This window comes from Marinicella sediminis (genome assembly GCF_002000055.1).
GTDB lineage: Bacteria > Pseudomonadota > Gammaproteobacteria > Xanthomonadales > Marinicellaceae > Marinicella > Marinicella sediminis.
Genome location: NZ_MVBD01000016.1, coordinates 53402 through 71361, shown reverse-complemented (window position 1 = coordinate 71361; position 17960 = coordinate 53402). Strand labels below are relative to the sequence as shown.

The 17960-nt window shown below is 43.7% G+C and carries 18 protein-coding genes; 8 read left to right on the top strand and 10 right to left on the bottom strand.

Going from position 1 to position 17960, the window contains the following annotated elements; genetic code table 11:
* Positions 1–90: 90 nt before the first annotated feature.
* A complete protein-coding gene (locus B0475_RS16350; protein WP_077412961.1) occupies positions 91–570 on the bottom strand; it encodes a hypothetical protein in 480 nt (159 codons plus the stop codon).
* An 85-nt stretch (positions 571–655) separates the two neighbouring features.
* On the opposite strand from B0475_RS16350, the gene B0475_RS16345 reads away from it, so the two are divergent.
* On the top strand, positions 656–910 hold the full coding sequence (locus tag B0475_RS16345) for a helix-turn-helix domain-containing protein (protein ID WP_077412960.1): 255 nt from the start codon (positions 656–658) through the stop codon (positions 908–910).
* Positions 911–933: 23 nt separating this feature from the next.
* Here the strand turns inward: B0475_RS16345 and B0475_RS16340 are convergent, their stop codons facing one another.
* The 4 genes from B0475_RS16340 to B0475_RS16325 form a co-directional block, all read right to left on the bottom strand.
* Positions 934–1347 carry a secondary thiamine-phosphate synthase enzyme YjbQ gene (locus tag B0475_RS16340; protein WP_077412959.1) on the bottom strand — a complete coding sequence of 138 codons (414 nt, stop codon included), beginning with the start codon at positions 1345–1347 and terminating at the stop codon, positions 934–936.
* Between the two features lie 61 nt (positions 1348–1408).
* Complete coding sequence (locus B0475_RS16335; RefSeq protein ID WP_077412958.1) at positions 1409–1840, bottom strand: hypothetical protein; 432 nt, start codon at positions 1838–1840, stop codon at positions 1409–1411.
* 1 nt (position 1841) lies between these two features.
* The gene (locus B0475_RS16330) at positions 1842–2972 is read right to left on the bottom strand and encodes a tetratricopeptide repeat protein (protein ID WP_198538355.1); all 1131 of its coding nucleotides are present in this window, start codon (positions 2970–2972) and stop codon (positions 1842–1844) included.
* Positions 2973–3323: 351 nt separating this feature from the next.
* The gene (locus B0475_RS16325) at positions 3324–4109 is read right to left on the bottom strand and encodes a hypothetical protein (RefSeq protein ID WP_198538354.1); all 786 of its coding nucleotides are present in this window, start codon (positions 4107–4109) and stop codon (positions 3324–3326) included.
* 704 nt (positions 4110–4813) lie between these two features.
* On the opposite strand from B0475_RS16325, the gene B0475_RS16320 reads away from it, so the two are divergent.
* Positions 4814–4969 carry a YjbQ family protein gene (locus B0475_RS16320; RefSeq protein ID WP_332835502.1) on the top strand — a complete coding sequence of 52 codons (156 nt, stop codon included), beginning with the start codon at positions 4814–4816 and terminating at the stop codon, positions 4967–4969.
* 64 nt (positions 4970–5033) lie between these two features.
* On the opposite strand, the gene B0475_RS16315 is transcribed toward B0475_RS16320, so the two are convergent.
* From B0475_RS16315 to B0475_RS17840, 4 genes are read right to left on the bottom strand one after another with little or no spacing between them, the layout of a single operon-like run.
* Positions 5034–7121, bottom strand: a complete 2088-nt coding sequence (locus tag B0475_RS16315; RefSeq protein ID WP_198538353.1) for a TonB-dependent receptor domain-containing protein — start codon at positions 7119–7121, stop codon at positions 5034–5036.
* A 43-nt stretch (positions 7122–7164) separates the two neighbouring features.
* Entirely contained in the window at positions 7165–7974 is an 810-nt protein-coding gene (locus B0475_RS16310) for a DUF4198 domain-containing protein (protein ID WP_077412955.1), read from the bottom strand.
* Between the two features lie 9 nt (positions 7975–7983).
* Entirely contained in the window at positions 7984–8463 is a 480-nt protein-coding gene (locus B0475_RS17845; protein WP_198538352.1) for a DUF2271 domain-containing protein, read from the bottom strand.
* A gap of 10 nt (positions 8464–8473) precedes the next feature.
* Positions 8474–9073 (bottom strand): PepSY-associated TM helix domain-containing protein, encoded by a 600-nt coding sequence (locus B0475_RS17840; RefSeq protein ID WP_232781903.1) that lies wholly within the window; start codon positions 9071–9073, stop codon positions 8474–8476.
* Between the two features lie 195 nt (positions 9074–9268).
* Here B0475_RS17840 and B0475_RS16300 point away from each other — a divergent pair, with 195 nt between their 5' ends.
* Positions 9269–10279, top strand: a complete 1011-nt coding sequence (locus B0475_RS16300; protein WP_077412954.1) for a GGDEF domain-containing protein — start codon at positions 9269–9271, stop codon at positions 10277–10279.
* A 57-nt stretch (positions 10280–10336) separates the two neighbouring features.
* On the opposite strand, the gene B0475_RS16295 is transcribed toward B0475_RS16300, so the two are convergent.
* Positions 10337–10777: a hypothetical protein gene (locus B0475_RS16295; RefSeq protein ID WP_077412953.1), complete on the bottom strand. Its 441-nt coding sequence runs from the start codon at positions 10775–10777 to the stop codon at positions 10337–10339.
* Between the two features lie 116 nt (positions 10778–10893).
* Here B0475_RS16295 and B0475_RS16290 point away from each other — a divergent pair, with 116 nt between their 5' ends.
* The 5 genes from B0475_RS16290 (at position 10894) to B0475_RS16270 (ending at position 17821) form a co-directional block, all read left to right on the top strand.
* The gene (locus B0475_RS16290; protein ID WP_077412968.1) at positions 10894–11880 is read left to right on the top strand and encodes a patatin-like phospholipase family protein; all 987 of its coding nucleotides are present in this window, start codon (positions 10894–10896) and stop codon (positions 11878–11880) included.
* A 55-nt stretch (positions 11881–11935) separates the two neighbouring features.
* Entirely contained in the window at positions 11936–12373 is a 438-nt protein-coding gene (locus tag B0475_RS16285) for an acyloxyacyl hydrolase (RefSeq protein ID WP_198538350.1), read from the top strand.
* A gap of 26 nt (positions 12374–12399) precedes the next feature.
* Complete coding sequence (locus B0475_RS16280; protein WP_077412951.1) at positions 12400–13662, top strand: pepsin/retropepsin-like aspartic protease family protein; 1263 nt, start codon at positions 12400–12402, stop codon at positions 13660–13662.
* A gap of 312 nt (positions 13663–13974) precedes the next feature.
* Positions 13975–16581, top strand: a complete 2607-nt coding sequence (locus B0475_RS16275) for a TonB-dependent receptor plug domain-containing protein (protein ID WP_077412950.1) — start codon at positions 13975–13977, stop codon at positions 16579–16581.
* A 286-nt stretch (positions 16582–16867) separates the two neighbouring features.
* On the top strand, positions 16868–17821 hold the full coding sequence (locus B0475_RS16270) for a winged helix-turn-helix domain-containing protein (RefSeq protein ID WP_077412949.1): 954 nt from the start codon (positions 16868–16870) through the stop codon (positions 17819–17821).
* The last annotated feature ends 139 nt before the right edge of the window (positions 17822–17960 follow it).

Here is a 17960-nt window from a genome sequence, read left to right as displayed (position 1 = left end):
CCAAGGAGTTTTGTCAACAACAGAGAAAGAGTCAGAAATCTCTAGTTTTGGCTGGTACTGTTTCTGGGTAGGGGTCAAAATGAAATTATCTCATCCAAGCTGTGGTATTAAGTTTGGGGAAAGGTCAGTTGGTACAAATTTAGTCAAGTTATCATAAATTAATCTGTAGCTCTCAAAAAGCTGCAGTCTTTCACCATCATTTTGACAAATATTAATTATCCAAAACACTTCACTTATCTTAAATCCCAGGCATTTTTCATGATTAAAGTTGAATGAATTATGATTTGAATTTGGGTCAACTAAAATAATTTTTGAAGAATTGAGACAGTCAAGAATACTCTCGTCCATGCTCTGAGTAGGTGACAAATTCTTTGTCTTTGTATTGCTGCTCAAAGGAATTATCTTATTGAATTCTTCATCGGTCAGAACTCTGAGAACTGCGAGTAAATAAATTTTTTTAATGTAAGGCAGTTTGTTGAAATCAACAGGCTTCGATTTCAATTTATAATTTTCTTTGATTATTTTTACCTTTTCCGACTTTGTTAGACTTTTCTTAGACTGATTCTTCATACCCTACTTTCTTATTTTTAATTACCAAGTCAAATCAAATATCCCAATTCGGGATATTTTTGATTATAGTCTAAAGTCCTTTTCCATGAAGAAAAGTATTTGGGAAGAAAGCTATAGCTTACTAAGACAGGAACTCAAAATGATCAGAAAAGGTGCTGGCTTAACCCAAATTCAACTTGCTAAAAAGTTAGCAAAAAATCAAAGCTATGTTTCCAAGTATGAAATTGGAGACAGAAATCTAGATTACATTGAAGTCATTTATGTATGTAAAGCATGCAATGAAAATCCAGGAAAATTCACTGAATTAATAAGCCAAAAAATTGACAAGCTTGGTGAGTGATATTTGCAACTTCAATCATAATGCTAATTATTCAAAGTAATCAGCAAGTTCCTATTCTGGGTGGAATCTCGATGTTCACACAAATACACACCTTGCCATGTTCCCAGCGCCAATTTACCGTTTGAAATTGGAATAGTTAGCTCACAACCAAACAATGATGATTTTATGTGCGCAGGACAATCATCTGGTCCTTCGTAATCATGAGTGAATGGAAAGTCTCTTCTAACCAATTCTTCTTCAAAATTTTTGAAGTCATCCCTAACTGTAGGGTCCGCATTTTCATTGATAGTTAAACTGGCTGATGTATGCTTAAGGAAAACATGCAACAGACCTACATCAATAATCCCAACATCATCTCCTATAGCATCAGTAATTTCTTTTGTAATTAAATAATATCCTCGTCCAGGTGTTTGAATTAACAAATTAAATTGTTTCATAGTATTTCCATGTAATTAAAGTAAATAAACAATCACCAACTTGATTCTATTTTAATTTTCCTTAGGGAGTATTGTAACAAGCCTGCATTTGTTGAACTCTAATAGGACCTGGTGCATGTGTCCAGTCGCCAGGACTATTTAAAAAAGCTTGCCCAACTTGTGTGGCCGCAAACGGAGGAAGCCAACCTTGGTCTCTTCCAGTTTTCATTGCCCAACAATCAGCAGAATACTCATCTGAGCCCAACAAATGATGTGCGCATTCATGAGCATATATAAAATGCTGCAATGGTGCACTCAAATTAAAAAACATTGGGTTGAGAATTATGTAACCGGGTCTGGCCATTGCGATATCATCTATATTGTCAATTACTGTAACTACATTTCCGCAATTTACATTCATTCCAGCAATATTGATTTCCTGACCCAATATTTTTGCATTTCTATTTTGGCAAGAAGTGATAATCAAAAAACAAATACAGTATATTTTATTCATGCTACGAATCGATTATTTCTAAAAAAGGATATATGTCTGCTTTTCCTAATATAATCCAATAATTAGCTGCTAATTCATGGTGAGCTTTGGTAAAGCGAGAGTTAAAAATTAATGCTTTGTTAAATGAATTGATAGCTTTGGCATGATTACCTAATTTCAAGTATGCTTTAACTAAAACAAACCATTTATCGATGTTTTCGTAGTCATCTTTGTTTTTTTCTACAAGCTTAATAGACTCAAAAAACTCAGTATCATTAATATTCAGACCATGTTGCATTGAACCTATTTGTATTAATGAAAGTGCTGAGAAAGCCTTATCACTGGGATCTTTTAATTTAAGACCAGCCTTTGACAGGTGTAGAGCAGTCTTTAAATAACCAATTCTTTTTTTAGAATTAACTGGACTTGATTTAGCCAAATCAATTAGTCTTGGTGGCATATTTAAGATTGCAAATATGTTACTTGGATCTGTATCTAGCGCTGATTGATAATATTCGACTGCACGCGAATCAGATCTATTAGGGTTATCCTGATCAGAAAAAATATTTCCCAATGTAGTTAAATAAGTGGCCTTCTGATTTGGAATAATATTACCGCCATCATCATTTTTGAAAAAATTAGTTTGAATTTCATTTTCAAAACTTATTATCAAGCTATCTAACTCCTCCCAATCTTTCAATCGCCTGTAAACATTTATCAATCCATTCTTCGAAATAGGAGAATGAGGGTATTGAAGCCGAGATTCAGAAAAGTATTCAATAGACTTTTGATATGCACTTTTTGCAACAATCATGCTAATTGCATTGTCAGCAAGTTTTTTGTGGCTTAGGCCCAGAGTATCAATAACTGCTCGGGTATTAAATGGACTAGTGTATGCAACATTTAACTTTTCAACTGCTGTTATAAAATTTTTATCTTTGTATGCCTTTAATCCTTCATACTTTGCAAAATGTCCTTCAAGCAATCCAATTGAGCCGATTCCGGCAACTATTAAAACACAAATAAACTTAGTCCATCTTGGCCATTTTTTCTGATTCTCGACAGGTTTTTCTTCATACCATTCAATAAAGCCAACAACAATCGATACAATAATTAGAACCCAATACACCCCAAAGCCCCCATATACATGCACATAATAATTTAGCACATAGATACAAATATGTGCAGCAAATAATTAATTTGCCCATCTCAAACATATTGTTTCAAGATAAATCTGTATGGGAAGTATGATTTCTAATAATAAGTGTTATAGAAAGATTAGTTATTAAATTTTTTTAAAGTAATAAATCAGCTTCTTCCCCGCTCATAAAAGTTTTAGAAGAGGAAATATGCAAAGGGCATTATTTAATTTGAAATTGAAACTTTAATTTAATTGAAGAATGGTAACTAAAACATAGAATTGTTCATTACTTGACCACTACAGCCGACTGCTAAGCCAATTAGGCATCCTTTGAATCTATTAGAAAAACACACTATTTAAATATTATTTATCCCAAAGTTTCTTAATCAGCTTGAACACTTTAGGTTTGGATTTATTGTTTTTTGCAACTTGTTCATCTGCAACTAGTTTTGATTCAGGCTTCCTTGCTTCTTTGAGTCTTTGTTTATACACAATATCCCATTGTTCGTCTTCTGTAAGAGGCTGCTCCAAATCATGACCACCTTTATGAGGTTTCTGAACGTAGTTGTCTGGAGGTTTAGGTAATTTATTTTCACATTCTGATGAACAAGAATTAACCAGTAAAGGAACTACATCAGTGCCGATTCGTAATGAAATCCAAAGCTGGTTTGTCATGTCATAGCTTATTGTTTTTTTACAAATGCTACAGTTCAACTTATCGCCTTGATATCTGACGGGATTATTTTTTAACCTTGGAAATCCATTACGAAATTTATAATTCCCATATAATGCTCTCGTGCTGATTCGACTGTCTTTTAATTTTTTACAGTTTGCTAGTTCATATGGGAACCAATGTAAGTCGTATGATGTATAGGGGTCGAAATATTCAAGCGACTCCATTAGCCCAATTTCGGGCGGGATTCGTTTCAACTTACTTCCATATAACCACATCTTTTTGACGTTTTTAAGTTTGCCTATAGACTCTGGTAGTGTATGGATTTGAGCAAATAAGTCTGGCCCCAAATGTTCAGCTGGAGAAAACTCTTTACCACCTCTTTCAGCTAGCTCATCTATATAAGAGCATAACTCTTGCCATGCTTTAATGGTCGTATCCTGGACATCATTTTCTATCCTTGAGATTTTTTTCATTAATTTTCCCTTTTTGTTTTGTATAAATTGTATTATTCATATTTTACAGTAATCTCAATCTTGAATTATTAAAAAGGAATACCACGTTGTGATTGAGTATTTTGCTCGAAACGTATTTTGGAAAGGAGGTTTATTTTGGCCAAATTTTTGAATGTTGCTCTCTGTTTGGATGATCCCAGCAAGTAAATTTAAGCAACAGCGTTTAGGATAGATAAGCCAATGGGTCCACCAGTTTGAACTGACGATTGATCACCCACTATTTAAATGGTCTGGTATTAAAAATATAATTTATGGATTGAATGGTTTGGCAGCGCAAAATGTGAGGCGGGAATAAAATCCGCAAACATCCGCATCAGTTGTTAAGTGTAAATGTTATTAGATGAGAGACTTTACCGCCATGCAATTTAACAGAGGTATTTATTTCTATCCGCCTTATCCTATTTTGAGTCAATAGAAACTGAATTAGTGTGAATTTTATATTCATTAATTCGGTTTAAATATTCATACTATTAAAAATCATTGCTATTTTTATCCTGAAAAGAATAATTCACACTTTGGAAAAATATAGTTTCACACTGTAGGTTTTGTGAATGGCTTTATTTGGAATAGAATTTAGTATTGAGGAATGCCAAAACCAAGGTGGTATATGGTTTATGTAGGTTTATTCATTTTGTGAATTCACATTTTTTTGTTTCTATAAGATATTGCCAGCGCACATCAAGTCCTCTCTGCTCGGCTGTCAACTGACCATTCCGGTGACCCATGGCCAGCTGGGACTCGGTACCTGGCAGGGGGTTTACCTGTGTGAACACCGGGACCAGCCCCACTCCCGGCGCCTGATACTGACCCTGCAACAGTGAATCATATAAAAAGCCCGGTTGTTCTTCCGGGCTTTGAGACGTCAGGTGCCATTATGCTGAACGATCAGAACTTGTATGCCAGGGTAAACTTGACATTGCGACCCGGTTCATAATCCGTCAGGTGTAAAGCGCCAAACCGGGGATGGAATGAATCACCGGTTCTGGAGGCATGTGAAGCGTATAACTTGTCAAACAAATTATCAACGCCCAATGTCAACTCCAGCCCCTGAAACTGCTGTTGTGGAACCCAACGCATCGAAAAGTTATGCACGGTGTGGGCTTTTTTGGGATTATTTAACTCGTCCAGGTCAAGCTCAGCACCGAGTTTATCGACAAACCGGGTATTCCAGAATAGGTGTAAATTAAGGTTGGGCAGCAGGTAGTCAAAAGTCAGATCGATGTTGTCACCGATAGAGCGATCCAACCGGCTTCCTTCAAATTCAGGATACGATGTGAAGGCATCCAGTTCACTGTCCTGGCTGGCATAGGTCAGCAAGGTTGTCAGTTGACCGGTGCGGTGACTGATGAAGGCTTCAAATCCATCAATGGACAGATCACCAACGTTGTCATCTGCGTACTCATAAATGTAGTCATCGATTTCAGTGCGGAATAAAGTGGCACCAAAATCAAAGCCATGACCAGCCTGATAGGTGAATGACAGCTGATGATTGACCCCGGTTTCAGCTTTGATGTTTGGGTTTTCGGTATCGCGGATACCAGCTCCAACAAACACTTCTGACAATTCTGGTCCTTTGAACAACTGGGTACTGCTCCACCCCAGGTTCAGCCGCTCGGTGACAGCGTAATCCAGGGCCAGGGCCAGAGTGACTTCATCAAAGGTGTTATTCACCACCACCGAATCCACATCATACCGGTCGTATCGGATACCCGGGGTAAAGTAGAAACCATTGTCGAAGCCAATGCGATCTTCGATATACAGGGCGAAATTATTCGCATCTTCTCCGGAAACCTCTTGTCCTTCACGTTGATAAGTGGTGGTGTAATCAACAAACTCCACGCCATAGGTCAACTGATGACTCTGCAAGTGGCTCAGTTCAGTCCTGCCCAACACGCTAAACCCTTCATTGCGTGCTGTGCCTTCGATCAGCGACGGGCTGTCCGGGAACACCACAGCGATGCCACTTTCATCGCGCCTGAGGTGACTGTTGTTGTGATAAACGGCGGTTCTCAATGAGGAATTTTCGCCCCAAAACAGTTCATGGTTCAGGGTGTAAGTGTCACGGGTGAACTCAGTGGGGTAAGTCAGTGGCAGGCCCAGGTTATCGGCAATCGCCAAATCAGTGGCCAGCCCCATGTCTGGCCGGTAGCTATACTGGCCTTCGTCATGGTAATTTTCCAGGCCGAATTCAAGGCGCTGATGGGCGCTGATGTCCAGACCGAACTTAAGCAAACCATCCTTGGTGGTGCCGGCCAGGCCTTTAACTTCACCATCTTCATTGATTACCACGCCATCAGAACCCACGATGCGACCTCCACCAACGACATAGTTATCGCGGTCCACATGGTTATAATAAGCCAGCACATCCCATTGATCATTCAGCTGACCAAACAGTGACAAAGAGCCGCCGATGGAGTCATTGTTTGCAAAAGAGCCCTGAATTCGTCCTCCGAATTGCTGACCATAGTCCAGCAAGTCTTTGGCTTCTTTGGTCTCAAAGCGCACCGCGCCACCCAATCCGCCATTAACCACTGAATTGGTGCCCACTTCAACCGCTACTGCTTTGAGAATATCAGCATGGATTTGCAGGTTACCCATGTGGTGGTACATATAGGTGTTTTGCACCGCACCATCAATGGTGATTGCCAGGTCTTTATCGTCCAGACCGCGGATATTGATGCGTTGATTCAACGAATGCGCCCCGCCCACATCCACTCCAGGAATGCTGCGCAATAAATCACTGAGGTGATCAGCCTGACGCATGGTGATGTCTTCATCGCTGATGTTCACTGAAGTTGCTTTGACTTTGGTGCCCCAGACTTTCATCGGCGCCATGTCCTCAGTATGTTCCTGCTGGTTGTTTTCCTGCATCTGTTGTTCACTCACTTCAACTGCAGTCTGCGCCAGTGCTGAACCACTGATGATCCCGCTGATCATCAGGGCCAGGGCATTTAATTTGATTTTTTGATTCATCTCAATAGTTCTCTGTTATTCTTGTTAATTGATGTTTTGGGATTCACTGTGGAAGGACCTCAAAAGTCCCTATGTATGTCATATATAAAGTGCTGAATACCGGATCTTCCGTGAGGACTTTCTCAGCCCCCGCTTCCAATAAAAACCGGCCTGTTCTGTCTGGTGTAAAAGTGATTGTGCCTTGATCATCGGTGAGCAGATTAATCGCTCCCTCTTCATCACGGTATCGGGTTCCTTCCCATACCATCAATACCTCAAGACCCACTGCTGGTTTACCTTCAACCAAAAACTGTAATGCCACCTTTTCATTCACATACAAATCATTTGGATGTGAAACCGGCTTGAGCTCAAGACCGCGGCCAGAAGGTGTGAAGACCTTCTGGTCTGGCGCTCCAAGGGTCATGTAGGTTTCCAGACGGCTAACTGATCTGGCATAGTTCACCGCAGTGGCATCAGCCGGCACACTGGCCTTGAGGCTGGACAAATCAAATGCCCGGTCTCTTGTCACTTCACCATCGACCGAGCTGTACTGAACAAAAAACACATCACCCCCAGTGGATGCTCTGTAAGTGCCGGGCTGATCCAAATAAACATCAAAACTGCTGCGGCGGTGCCCCTCATTCAGGTTGTCAGTTTTCGCAGGTTTTCCATCCGGCGCAGTCACGCTGACACTGGTCAGAGGCCAAGGCCGGTCAACATAGAACAGGTTATTGGACACCGAGGCATCCACTGCTACCCACTGGGCTTCAGAAACGCTGAAAATGGATGGCAATAACCACCGTTTATGGGCTTGTGACGTGCCACAGACTGTCAGCATTCCAAATAACAAGGTCAGGCGATAAGTGGTTTTCATATTAAACTCCTATGGTTGAATGATCAGGGTGACTTTGCCTAATTCATGAGCCCCCTGAGCGGTATACTGATAAGGCTCCACAAGGGGCCATTGAAAAGGTAATTTGAGAATTTCACGCCCGCCCACTTCTCTGGCTGCTTCAATGTATAACCAATATTGACCAGGCCTGAGGGTACTGGCGATTGTTTTGTCGTTGAGTAACAGGCGGTGCATCCCCGGTCTTCTGGTGGCACCTGTGACTCCATCATAAGGACTTGACTGATAGCGACCCGTCTTGCGCCACCACTGGCGGATGTCTTTGAGCCACTTGTCCTGCTGGTCATACCACAGGCTGGTAGCCAACTTGGCCTTGCGCTCATCGTCCTCAATCCAGGTTGCCACATAAGGGGCGTGATATTCAGCCACCTGTAATTGGGGAATCTCTATTTCCAACTTAAATTCTGCGGCTTGAAGCCACCCAGACAACAGCAAACAAAACAGATATTTCATTTTTCCTCCGTTAAAAAAATACCGCGATCAGTAAGCCTGGTACCAGCACACCTGCAAAGGTGAAGTACCAGGTCATGGGGCGGCGTTTTGAGTGAATTTGTAACAGCACCAGACCAGTGATACAAAAGATCAGGGTAGCCACAGAAAACACATCCAGAAACCAAATCCAGACGGTGTGTGTGTTCCTCCCTTTATGCAAGTCATTTAGCCAGCTGATCCACCCCCGATCAGTGTGCATGTGACTCACCTGTCCTGTTTCAAGGTCTACTGACAACCATTGATCACCGCCTGGGATGGTTTTTTGCACATAAATTTCATATGCGTTCCATTCTGCGTCACTGAGCAACAACTCGGTATCGACAGACCACTGGCTTTTGATCCAATTGATGATGTCTTCCGGTAACCTCGGTTGTGGTTTCCGGGTATTCAGAGCGTTGAGTAATTCTGGTGGCAATTCACCTTCATGTTCTGTAACTTCCGGGCTTGCATCAAAGTATTCAGCATGATTCAGGGTGATGCCCGTGATGGCAAACAGCATCATACAGATCAGGCACACGGCTGAACTGATCCAATGCCAGGTGTGCATTTGTTTTTTGAGGTGGTTTTTCATTCCGTTGGGCATATGGCTTTCACACTTTAACGCAATTGCGAATCATAATCATTTGTATTTGCTATTGCAAGGATATTTTCCCAGAAAATCGACTGCCCTGCGCAAATGCCTTTGTCCGAGTCGTTTTGCTTTGGATGAAATTTTAATCAGCAACAATGAAAATCGTTATATACTGTATGGGTGTGTGAAAAATAGGTGTGGGACTTGATCAGGGCGGCTCAACTGCTGGAATACCAGCGCAGTGAATACAATGTACTGAACCGGTCAGCCATGTGGCTGGGGAATGTAGCCCTTGTATTCATCACCCCTTTTGCCATCAATAACCTACTCAACGGACAATGGCATGTTGCCATTGCTGCCTTGGTCATCATTGCGGTGTTTTCATTCAATACCTTCACAGTTCTGATCTGGAAAACCTATTATTCAGGCCTGTGTTTCTTTTTGCTTTCACCTGCCATGCTGCTGTTCATTTGGTTTTCCATACCCCAACAAGGCATCATTGGTGTCCTGTGGAGTTTTCCGGCTTTGGTGGCTTTTTATTTTCTGTTGCCTGAACGCCTGGCCTGGTTAGTCAATGGCATTGGCCTGGCGATGATATTTTATTTATCATGGGTCACTTTTGATCATGGACTGGCCATCAGAATCATAGCCACCATGACTTTGATTTCATTGTTCACAGCGGTCAGTGTTCGATTGATCAATATTCAGCAAAAAGCCCTGCATCAAGTGGCCATTACGGATTTTCTGACAGGTTTGTACAACCGCAACAACCTGACCCTGGTATTGGATGAAATCATTGAAAACAATCATAAATCGACGGCGAGCAATCACCTGATGGTCCTCGACATCGACCATTTCAAATCCATCAATGATCAACATGGACATGAGACCGGTGATCAGGCACTGAAAAGCGTGGCTTCCATCATTCGTAATCTGGTGGGTGATGATGGTGTGGTGTTTCGCCTGGGTGGTGAAGAGTTCCTTGTTTTACTGGAACAACAAAGTTGGCAAGAAGCCAAATCGTTGGCTGAATTGATACGCAGCACCATGGCCAACAGTGAGTTGTTACCAGGTTTCAGCACCACGTTATCAATCGGACTGTCCCGTTTAAAACCTAACATGACCAGAGCCGACTGGATCAAAGAAAGCGATCAGAATATGTACCAGGCCAAACACCATGGCCGAAATCAGGTGGTCGCCAGTTAAGCTTTTTAAATAAAAGAAGCACATTCCTAATACCGTTGTATCACCAGGATCAACAGTTTAATTGTCAGGAAAAGGATTAAGGTCAGGCCTGACGCGCTTTGTTCGGGCGCGTTCGGAAAACAACCAATCGTGACTGTAGTGACTGAGTAAAACATCTTTGTTCAGCAGCACAGGGTTGGCAGCCAAAAATTCACCGGCAGAAGACATTGGTTCGGACTGTTGCATAAAATGCCATACGGCTTTCATCCAGGCCCAGGTCAGGGTGACATGAAATTTTGTGGGATCCACACCTTTGGCTTTTAAAAAAAGGCGCAGCGTTTCAGTCATGGAATGATAACCCTGATCAAAGCCTTGCTCAACCAGATATACATACGCCAAAGACAGGTGTGAACGGTGCGTAAACTCTGCCAATTGCAAGCTGTGTTCCTCTACGGCCCGCTTCAATAACTGGTCATGATGATTGATCTGATGTTGGGTATGATCGGTGATCCCTTGCATGGCTTTATTTTAAGTGTCCTCAGAGAAAGAGTAAATCAAAACCACCGTTGCTGGTTTTTTTTGTTCATTCGTGACCAGCTTTGGTTAAAATGAACATTTTTCACAGACATTTAATTATGAATAAACCAAAAATTGGTTTAGCCTTAGGCAGTGGTTCTGCCAGAGGGATGTCTCACATCGGCGTCATCAGAGCCCTGGAAGGCATGGGTATTGAACCTGATGTCATTGCCGGTTGTTCGGTGGGCAGCCTGGTCGGCGCCAGTTATGCCACCGGCAACCTCGACAAACTGGAGGAATGGGCGCAATCTATGAATGAGTCCAGAATCCGCCAATTTCTCAGCCTGAACATCAACGCCTCCGGGTTCATCAATGCCGTTAAATTACAAACGTTGTTTGAAGAAACAATAGGTCTGAAATCGTTGACCTTCAAAGACATGAACAAACCATTTGCGGCCGTGGCCACAGACCTCAGCACCGGCAAAGAAGTCTGGTTGCGTGAAGGTTCCGTCCATGACGCGCTGTGGTCTTCTATGGCTTTTCCCGGACTGTTTCCCAGTGTATTGAAAGACCAGAAATGGCTGGTAGACGGTGGCCTGGTAAACCCTGTTCCGGTAACACTCTGCCGGGCCATGGGTGCTGACCGGGTGATTGCCGTAAACCTCAATGCAGACATCATTAACTCTTATGAAGTGATCGAAGAAGATGAGACCCCGCTAAACCCCAAAGACCAAGCGCTGAACGAGCAGTTTGAAGAAGATCAGGGGTTCTGGGAAAAAACCAAATCCGGCATTCAGCGGGCTTTTAAAATGATCAGTTCTGATGGGTCAACTGTACGCGAACCCAAGGGCCTGGATGTCATTTCAAACTCCATACACATCATGTCATCACACCTGACCCGCAGCCGGCTGGCTGGAGAGCCACCTGATGTCTTGTTGCAGCCCAGGCTCAGTGATGTGGGCTTGTTACAATTGCATAAATCAAAAGCCTGTATTGAAGAAGGCAAGGCCTGTGTCAAGCGCATGCAAGACGAGATAACGTTCCGGCTCAGACTGGATCGGCAGCCTGACACAAGCGCTCAGACAGACGAGAATACCATTGAATAAACGGATTCATCGTACATTGCTCTGGATGGTGCTACTGAGCGGGTCTCTCCAAGCATTGGCAACTGATCACCCACCCACCTGGTGGGGAATTTCCGCTGGTCAGATCAATGTTTTCAGGGACAATCAATTAAAAAACAATTTGTATGGTATTGAATTGCGATTCAGTCCCATGTTCAGCCTGGAACTGATTCCGTCTGTCGGTTTTCAGTGGGGTGATGCCGGGTTTAATTACCTCTACAGTGACCTGAAATATCCAGTGAAACTCAACGAACAATGGTATTTAACCATTGGCAGTGGCATTGGACTGTATGAGGAAAGTCGTTTTCTTGACCTGGGTCATACCATTGAATTTCGCTCCGGCTTGGAACTGTTGTATGAATTCAATAAGCAACAACAGCTGGGACTGGGGGTGCACCATTACTCCAACAGCCGCCTGTCTTCACAAAACCCCGGCACAGAGTCTGTCACGCTGATTTTTTTACAACACTTTTAATAACCACACTTTCATTTGAGAATGCCATGATAAAGCTGAACAACACCCTGAAACTACCCATCAACCTGGCTTTGGGTGTTGGCGCTTACACCACCCGTCTGTATATCGGCAGCGAACAAATTCCTGTTGATGTGCTCATTGACACGGGCAGCAGCACCCTGGCCATAGACCTCAAGAAATACCAGCCTGAAAAAGATCAACACATGAATACCACCGTTTATGCTCAGGATGTGGTGTATGGCAATGGTGGCTGGGCAGGCCCGGTACTCAACACCCACATCCAGCTTGATCACGAGGATAAACATGCCCTTGAACAGGCACCGCTGTCAGTCACTTGTGATGAACAGCAACAAAATTTTCAGGGTGCTGATGGCATCTGGGGACTGGCTTACCATCATCTGAACAAAGCCTATGATGTCAGCAGTTACCTGGACCAGCAAACACCCGCCTTACCAGCCACCTATCCCTGGCCATTTACGGTGAGCGATGACAAAGGCGGCATCTCAGGATTCAAATCATACCTTCAACAATTTCCAGAACATGACATCACCCCATTATTCACTGCTTTTGAAGCCAATGGCATTGTCGCGAATCAATTTGCGCTGTTAACCCACCGTTCCATTGAATATGTGCCTGAGGCCAATTTATCACAGCAGGACATCGCCGGACTTCCAGAAAATCAAGGCACATTCTTCATTGGTTTTTCAGGTGATCATGACATCCCTTCTGCAGGATCGACGCGGGTACTGCATGACGCATACTACAACACCAATCTCATCAGTATTCGGGTGGATGGTTTCAAAGAATGCCCGGCCCCTCCTCTTGATGACAAACACCTGCATTCTTTTTTTTCCAATGCCATCATTGATTCGGGCAGCAGTTTTGTGATGCTGCAAAAGAAATTATATGATTACCTGCACACTTGTTTGCAGACAATCAATGCGTCCTTTTCTGAATTGATTAAACAAAGCCTCACAGCGCTGCAATCAGGTGAAGGAATCTTTACAAATGAACTACAGTTGGATCAGTGGCCTGATGTTATTTTCACCTTTGAGGGCTTGAATGGCCAGATCACAGAATTACGCCTCTCGCCACAGACCTACTGGCAACAACACGCCAAACAAGCCAATCGCTGGCTGTTCATGATCATGACGCAAATGCCCCAATGGCCAGACCAAACGATTTGCGGCTTGCCGTTAATGAACAACTACCTGTGTGTTTTTGATCGCTCTGAATTATCCACTGGCGTGATTCATTGGTTGATAAAGCCGGTCGCTGAAAAAACATAAACAATTCAATGTGATAAATGGCTTTCTGAATCTGATTCAGAGGCTTTTAACCTGCTCTTTTTTAATAGAAAAATTAATTTTTATTAACATTTTCTTGATCTACTACAATTTTAGTACTAAACTTTTACTACTTGTTGGATTATTCAGTTTGTCGCCATTCTGAATATCAGACCCCTGCTTGCAGAGTCCTTAAACAAGTATGAGTATAAATGAACGAGCCAATCTACGAAACATGTAATAGGTAATGGATTAGGCCACTCAAATAACATCAGCCGATGGCAAAAGACCATTAAAAAAATTGGAGAACCATAAATGACATTTAAATACAACCCAATGACCCTGGCAGTGAAAAGAGCCTTGATTACAGGTGCCGTCATCACCCTCGGATTCGGGCCACAGGCTTCGGCCCAGGAAAACAATAGCGATGCCATTGAAGAACAAAGTAAACTGGTGGTCACTGGATCCAGAATCAAACGTTCTGACGTTGAGGGTGCCCTGCCTGTCACCGTTTATTCCCGTGAAGACCTCGAACTCAGTGGCGAAAGCAACGCTGCAGACTTTTTAAGAAACACCACTTTTAACAGTTTTGGCTCATTCAGACCACAGTCGGGCAGTTCACAACAAGGGGTATCAACCTTATCATTGAGAGGGCTTGGAGCTGCCCGTACCCTGGTACTGATTGATGGTCGCAGATTACCCAAATCACCTTCAACCGGATCTTCACAGGATTTGAATACATTACCCATGGGAGCCATTGAACGCATTGAAGTCCTGTCAGACGGGGCATCAGCAATATACGGCTCAGATGCCATTGGTGGCGTGATCAACATCATCACCCGTTCTGATTATCAGGGTGCTGAAGTGATGATAGGCGGAGCAGAAGTAAGCATACCCGCCAATGGTGGAGAACGTGAAGAAGGTTATGTGTTATTTGGTTCAGCCGGTGACACCACCAGCATCATTGCAGGCATATCCTGGAATGACCGGGAAATCATATATCAAAATGACCTGCCATGGAAAGTAGCCGGTGCATCCACCTTCAGTAATAATTTTCGTGCGGTCTCTCCTTCCGGCAATGAAACTGGCAGCTATTTCCCAGTGGCTGATGGATGTGCCTTTCCGGACACAGGATTTTACATCCTCCAATCCACAGGTCGATGCGCCTATGACTTTGACCTGGCAGCTGCAGATGAAGCTTCTACCGAGAATAAATCATTTTTTGCCAGAGCAAAACATGAAATCAATAATGACTGGATGTTTTGGGCAAACGCTGGTTTTTATCAAACCGAATCATTTGGTCGGTATGCACCTGTTCCAGATGGCAGTGTCAGAGCTGCCGGCGGTCCTGCACCACTGACTCTGGACAGCCCCAATAACCCCAGTAACCCTTTGAGCCCGGTTTATGACCCGGTGAACTTCCCTGAACCACAACTGGTACACTGGAGACATCGCTTTGATGCGCTGGGAAACCGCGACAGCAACGTCACCAACCAAAGAACCAATTTTGAAATTGGTGTGACTGGACAAATCGGTCGGGCCGAAGTGGAATTGGGTATGAATACGTCAGATAACCGCACATCTGATGTGGGCCGCAATTACCTGCTCAGATCTGCAGCTTTTGATGCCATACAAAATGGCACTTACAACCTCCAGGACCCATACAATGCAGACCCCAGTGTACTGAATGCCATGCGCATCACAATTTTCCGTGATGGCCGGTACGATCAGGACGAGGTTTTTGGTTCAGTGTCATTTGATTTATTTGACATGGCCAATGGGCCGGTTTCGGCATACGTTGGAACAGAGTACCGCAAAGAGAAATTTGCCGACCTGTATGATCCGCAATCAGAAGCCGGTCAGGTTGGCGGGTCTTCCGGAAACAGTGCGGTGGGAACCCGGGATGTGACCTCCCTGTTCTTTGAAACCCTGATTCCATTGATGGATAACCTGGAAATGAGCCTGGCTGGAAGGTACGATGATTATTCAGATTACGGCAATGATTTTTCACCCAAATTGTCCTTCCGCTATCAGCCAATGGATAACCTGACTTTACGGGCATCTTATGGTGAAGGGTTCAGGGCGCCATCATTGGATATCCTTAACCAGAAACCATCCACATCAGCGGACACCATCACCGACGCACAAACCTGTCAGGCAGAAGGTTTGGCTGCAAATTGCCGGACTCAGGTTCAGGCCATCGTCATCGCCAATCCAAATCTGGAATCTGAGCAATCACAACAATTTTCATTCGGCCTTGCATACGAACCTGTTGATTGGTTTAACTTCACAGTTGATTACTACAACATTGAGATTGAAAACCGCATCCGTTCATTTCTGACGCAGTTTCTGATCAATCGCGACATCAGCGGAGATCCGGTACCGGCCGGGCTGGGATGTCAACGGGATTCAGCCACAGGTGGCATCATTCAATGCACCAGGGGCTTTGGTAACGAAGGGGTGATTGAAACATCTGGCCTGGACCTGAATGCCCGCTTCAATTATGCGGCGCTGGGCGGCAGGTTTACACACAATCTGCAGTGGAGTCACGTACTTGATCAGTCTGTTGATGGCGGAAGAAACCAGATCGGTGACCCTGGGGCACCCGCTGATCGCATGGTTGTGTCCAATTTATATACCCTGGGAAATTGGTCACTGGGTTACAACCTGAATGTGATTGGCGACCAGGCCAATTCGGTGGTTGATGGCCAGCAGCAAGGGCATGTACCCACTTGGGTTACGCATGACTTCCAGGCCAATTACCACACATCCTGGGACGGTAGATTTACCCTGGGCGTGCGCAATGCCGGAGAAAAATACCCTCCATTGGGTCTGGGTAACATTGGCAGCCGGCAATATGACTTTAATTTGTATGACGGGTATGGCCGGGTAACGTATTTTCGATATACCCAGTCTTTCTGATAAACCCTCAACCGATGGGGCCTGATTGACCTGACACACACTCAGGCTTCATTAAACTAGACAGGAAAACAGTTGTTCCGCCCACTTATGTTGTAAATAAACACATCGTTCTCTGAACTGAATTGCATCTATATAGTGAACGACAAAGGGATTGGACAACTCCTCGCCACCAGGGAAGGTGGCTTTTTTTTTACCTGATGTTAAATTTTTGCCCCGTATTTCATTTAAAATTGTTGTTACTTTGGCATCCTGCATGCAAAACACACCAATTTGACCGGAGCAACAGATGGACAACACCACATATCAGCTCAAACACCTGAACATCAATTTCAATGACCACACCATCACTTCCAATGGGGTCGGGCTCAGCATCGATCACAAAGCCGTTGAAGTGTTACAATTTTTAATCAGCCAGGAAGGTCAGACTGTTTCCACAGAATCTTTCATGAATCAAGTCTGGCGGGACAAACCCAGTGCCCCGGAAGTCGTTCCTGCAGCCGTGGCACGATTGCGTAAACTGTTCAAAATGGCAGGCATCACAGACGAGTTGATAGTGACCGTCCATAAAGTGGGTTATCGCTTTGAACCACCCAACAAAGAAACAGCAGAAACGGGTCACTACACGATTCGCAAAAGTCGCATCAACCCAAAAGTTGAAATCGGTTTGATTGTGCTCTTTGGAATAATGGTGATCAGTCTATTGATCAATTGGATTAACCAACCCAAATCCAGTAAACCATCAACTGAACTGACACAACTGTCATCAATAAAACCGAAATCAAACACTGAAGTGACACAGATTTATATCCTCAGACATGCAGAGAAAGTGGATGATTCAGCGGATCCTGATTTATCAGCAGCGGGTATAGAGCGAGCTAAATACTGGAAAAAGGTACTGCAACACACTGAATTTGATCAGGTTTTCACCACTGACTTCAAGCGAAACATACAAACCGCTGAACTCATCGCAGATGAATCGTCTGTCAAACCCGAACTGTATCACCCGATGTCATTTGAAGTGCTGAAATTTTTGCAGTTGATTCAGGGGCAGAAGGTATTGATCATAGGCCACAGCAACACCATCCCTGACATGGTCAACCGACTGATCAATGACACCCGGTTCCCACCGATGAGTCACGAAAACTATAACATCCTCTATGTGGTAACCCTCGACAAGAACGGTGCAGCCAGCACGGTGAAACTGCACATAGAAAAACCTGAGAAACTGATGCCGGAATGACTTTCAGATCACCAGCAAAAACGATCAGAAAAACATCACCTGGTAAACCAACAACATACGTAAACATTCAATCTGATCAACAGTGACGATGAAAAGACCCGGGTAATACCTAACGGCAACCCGGGCACTGTTCTTATGC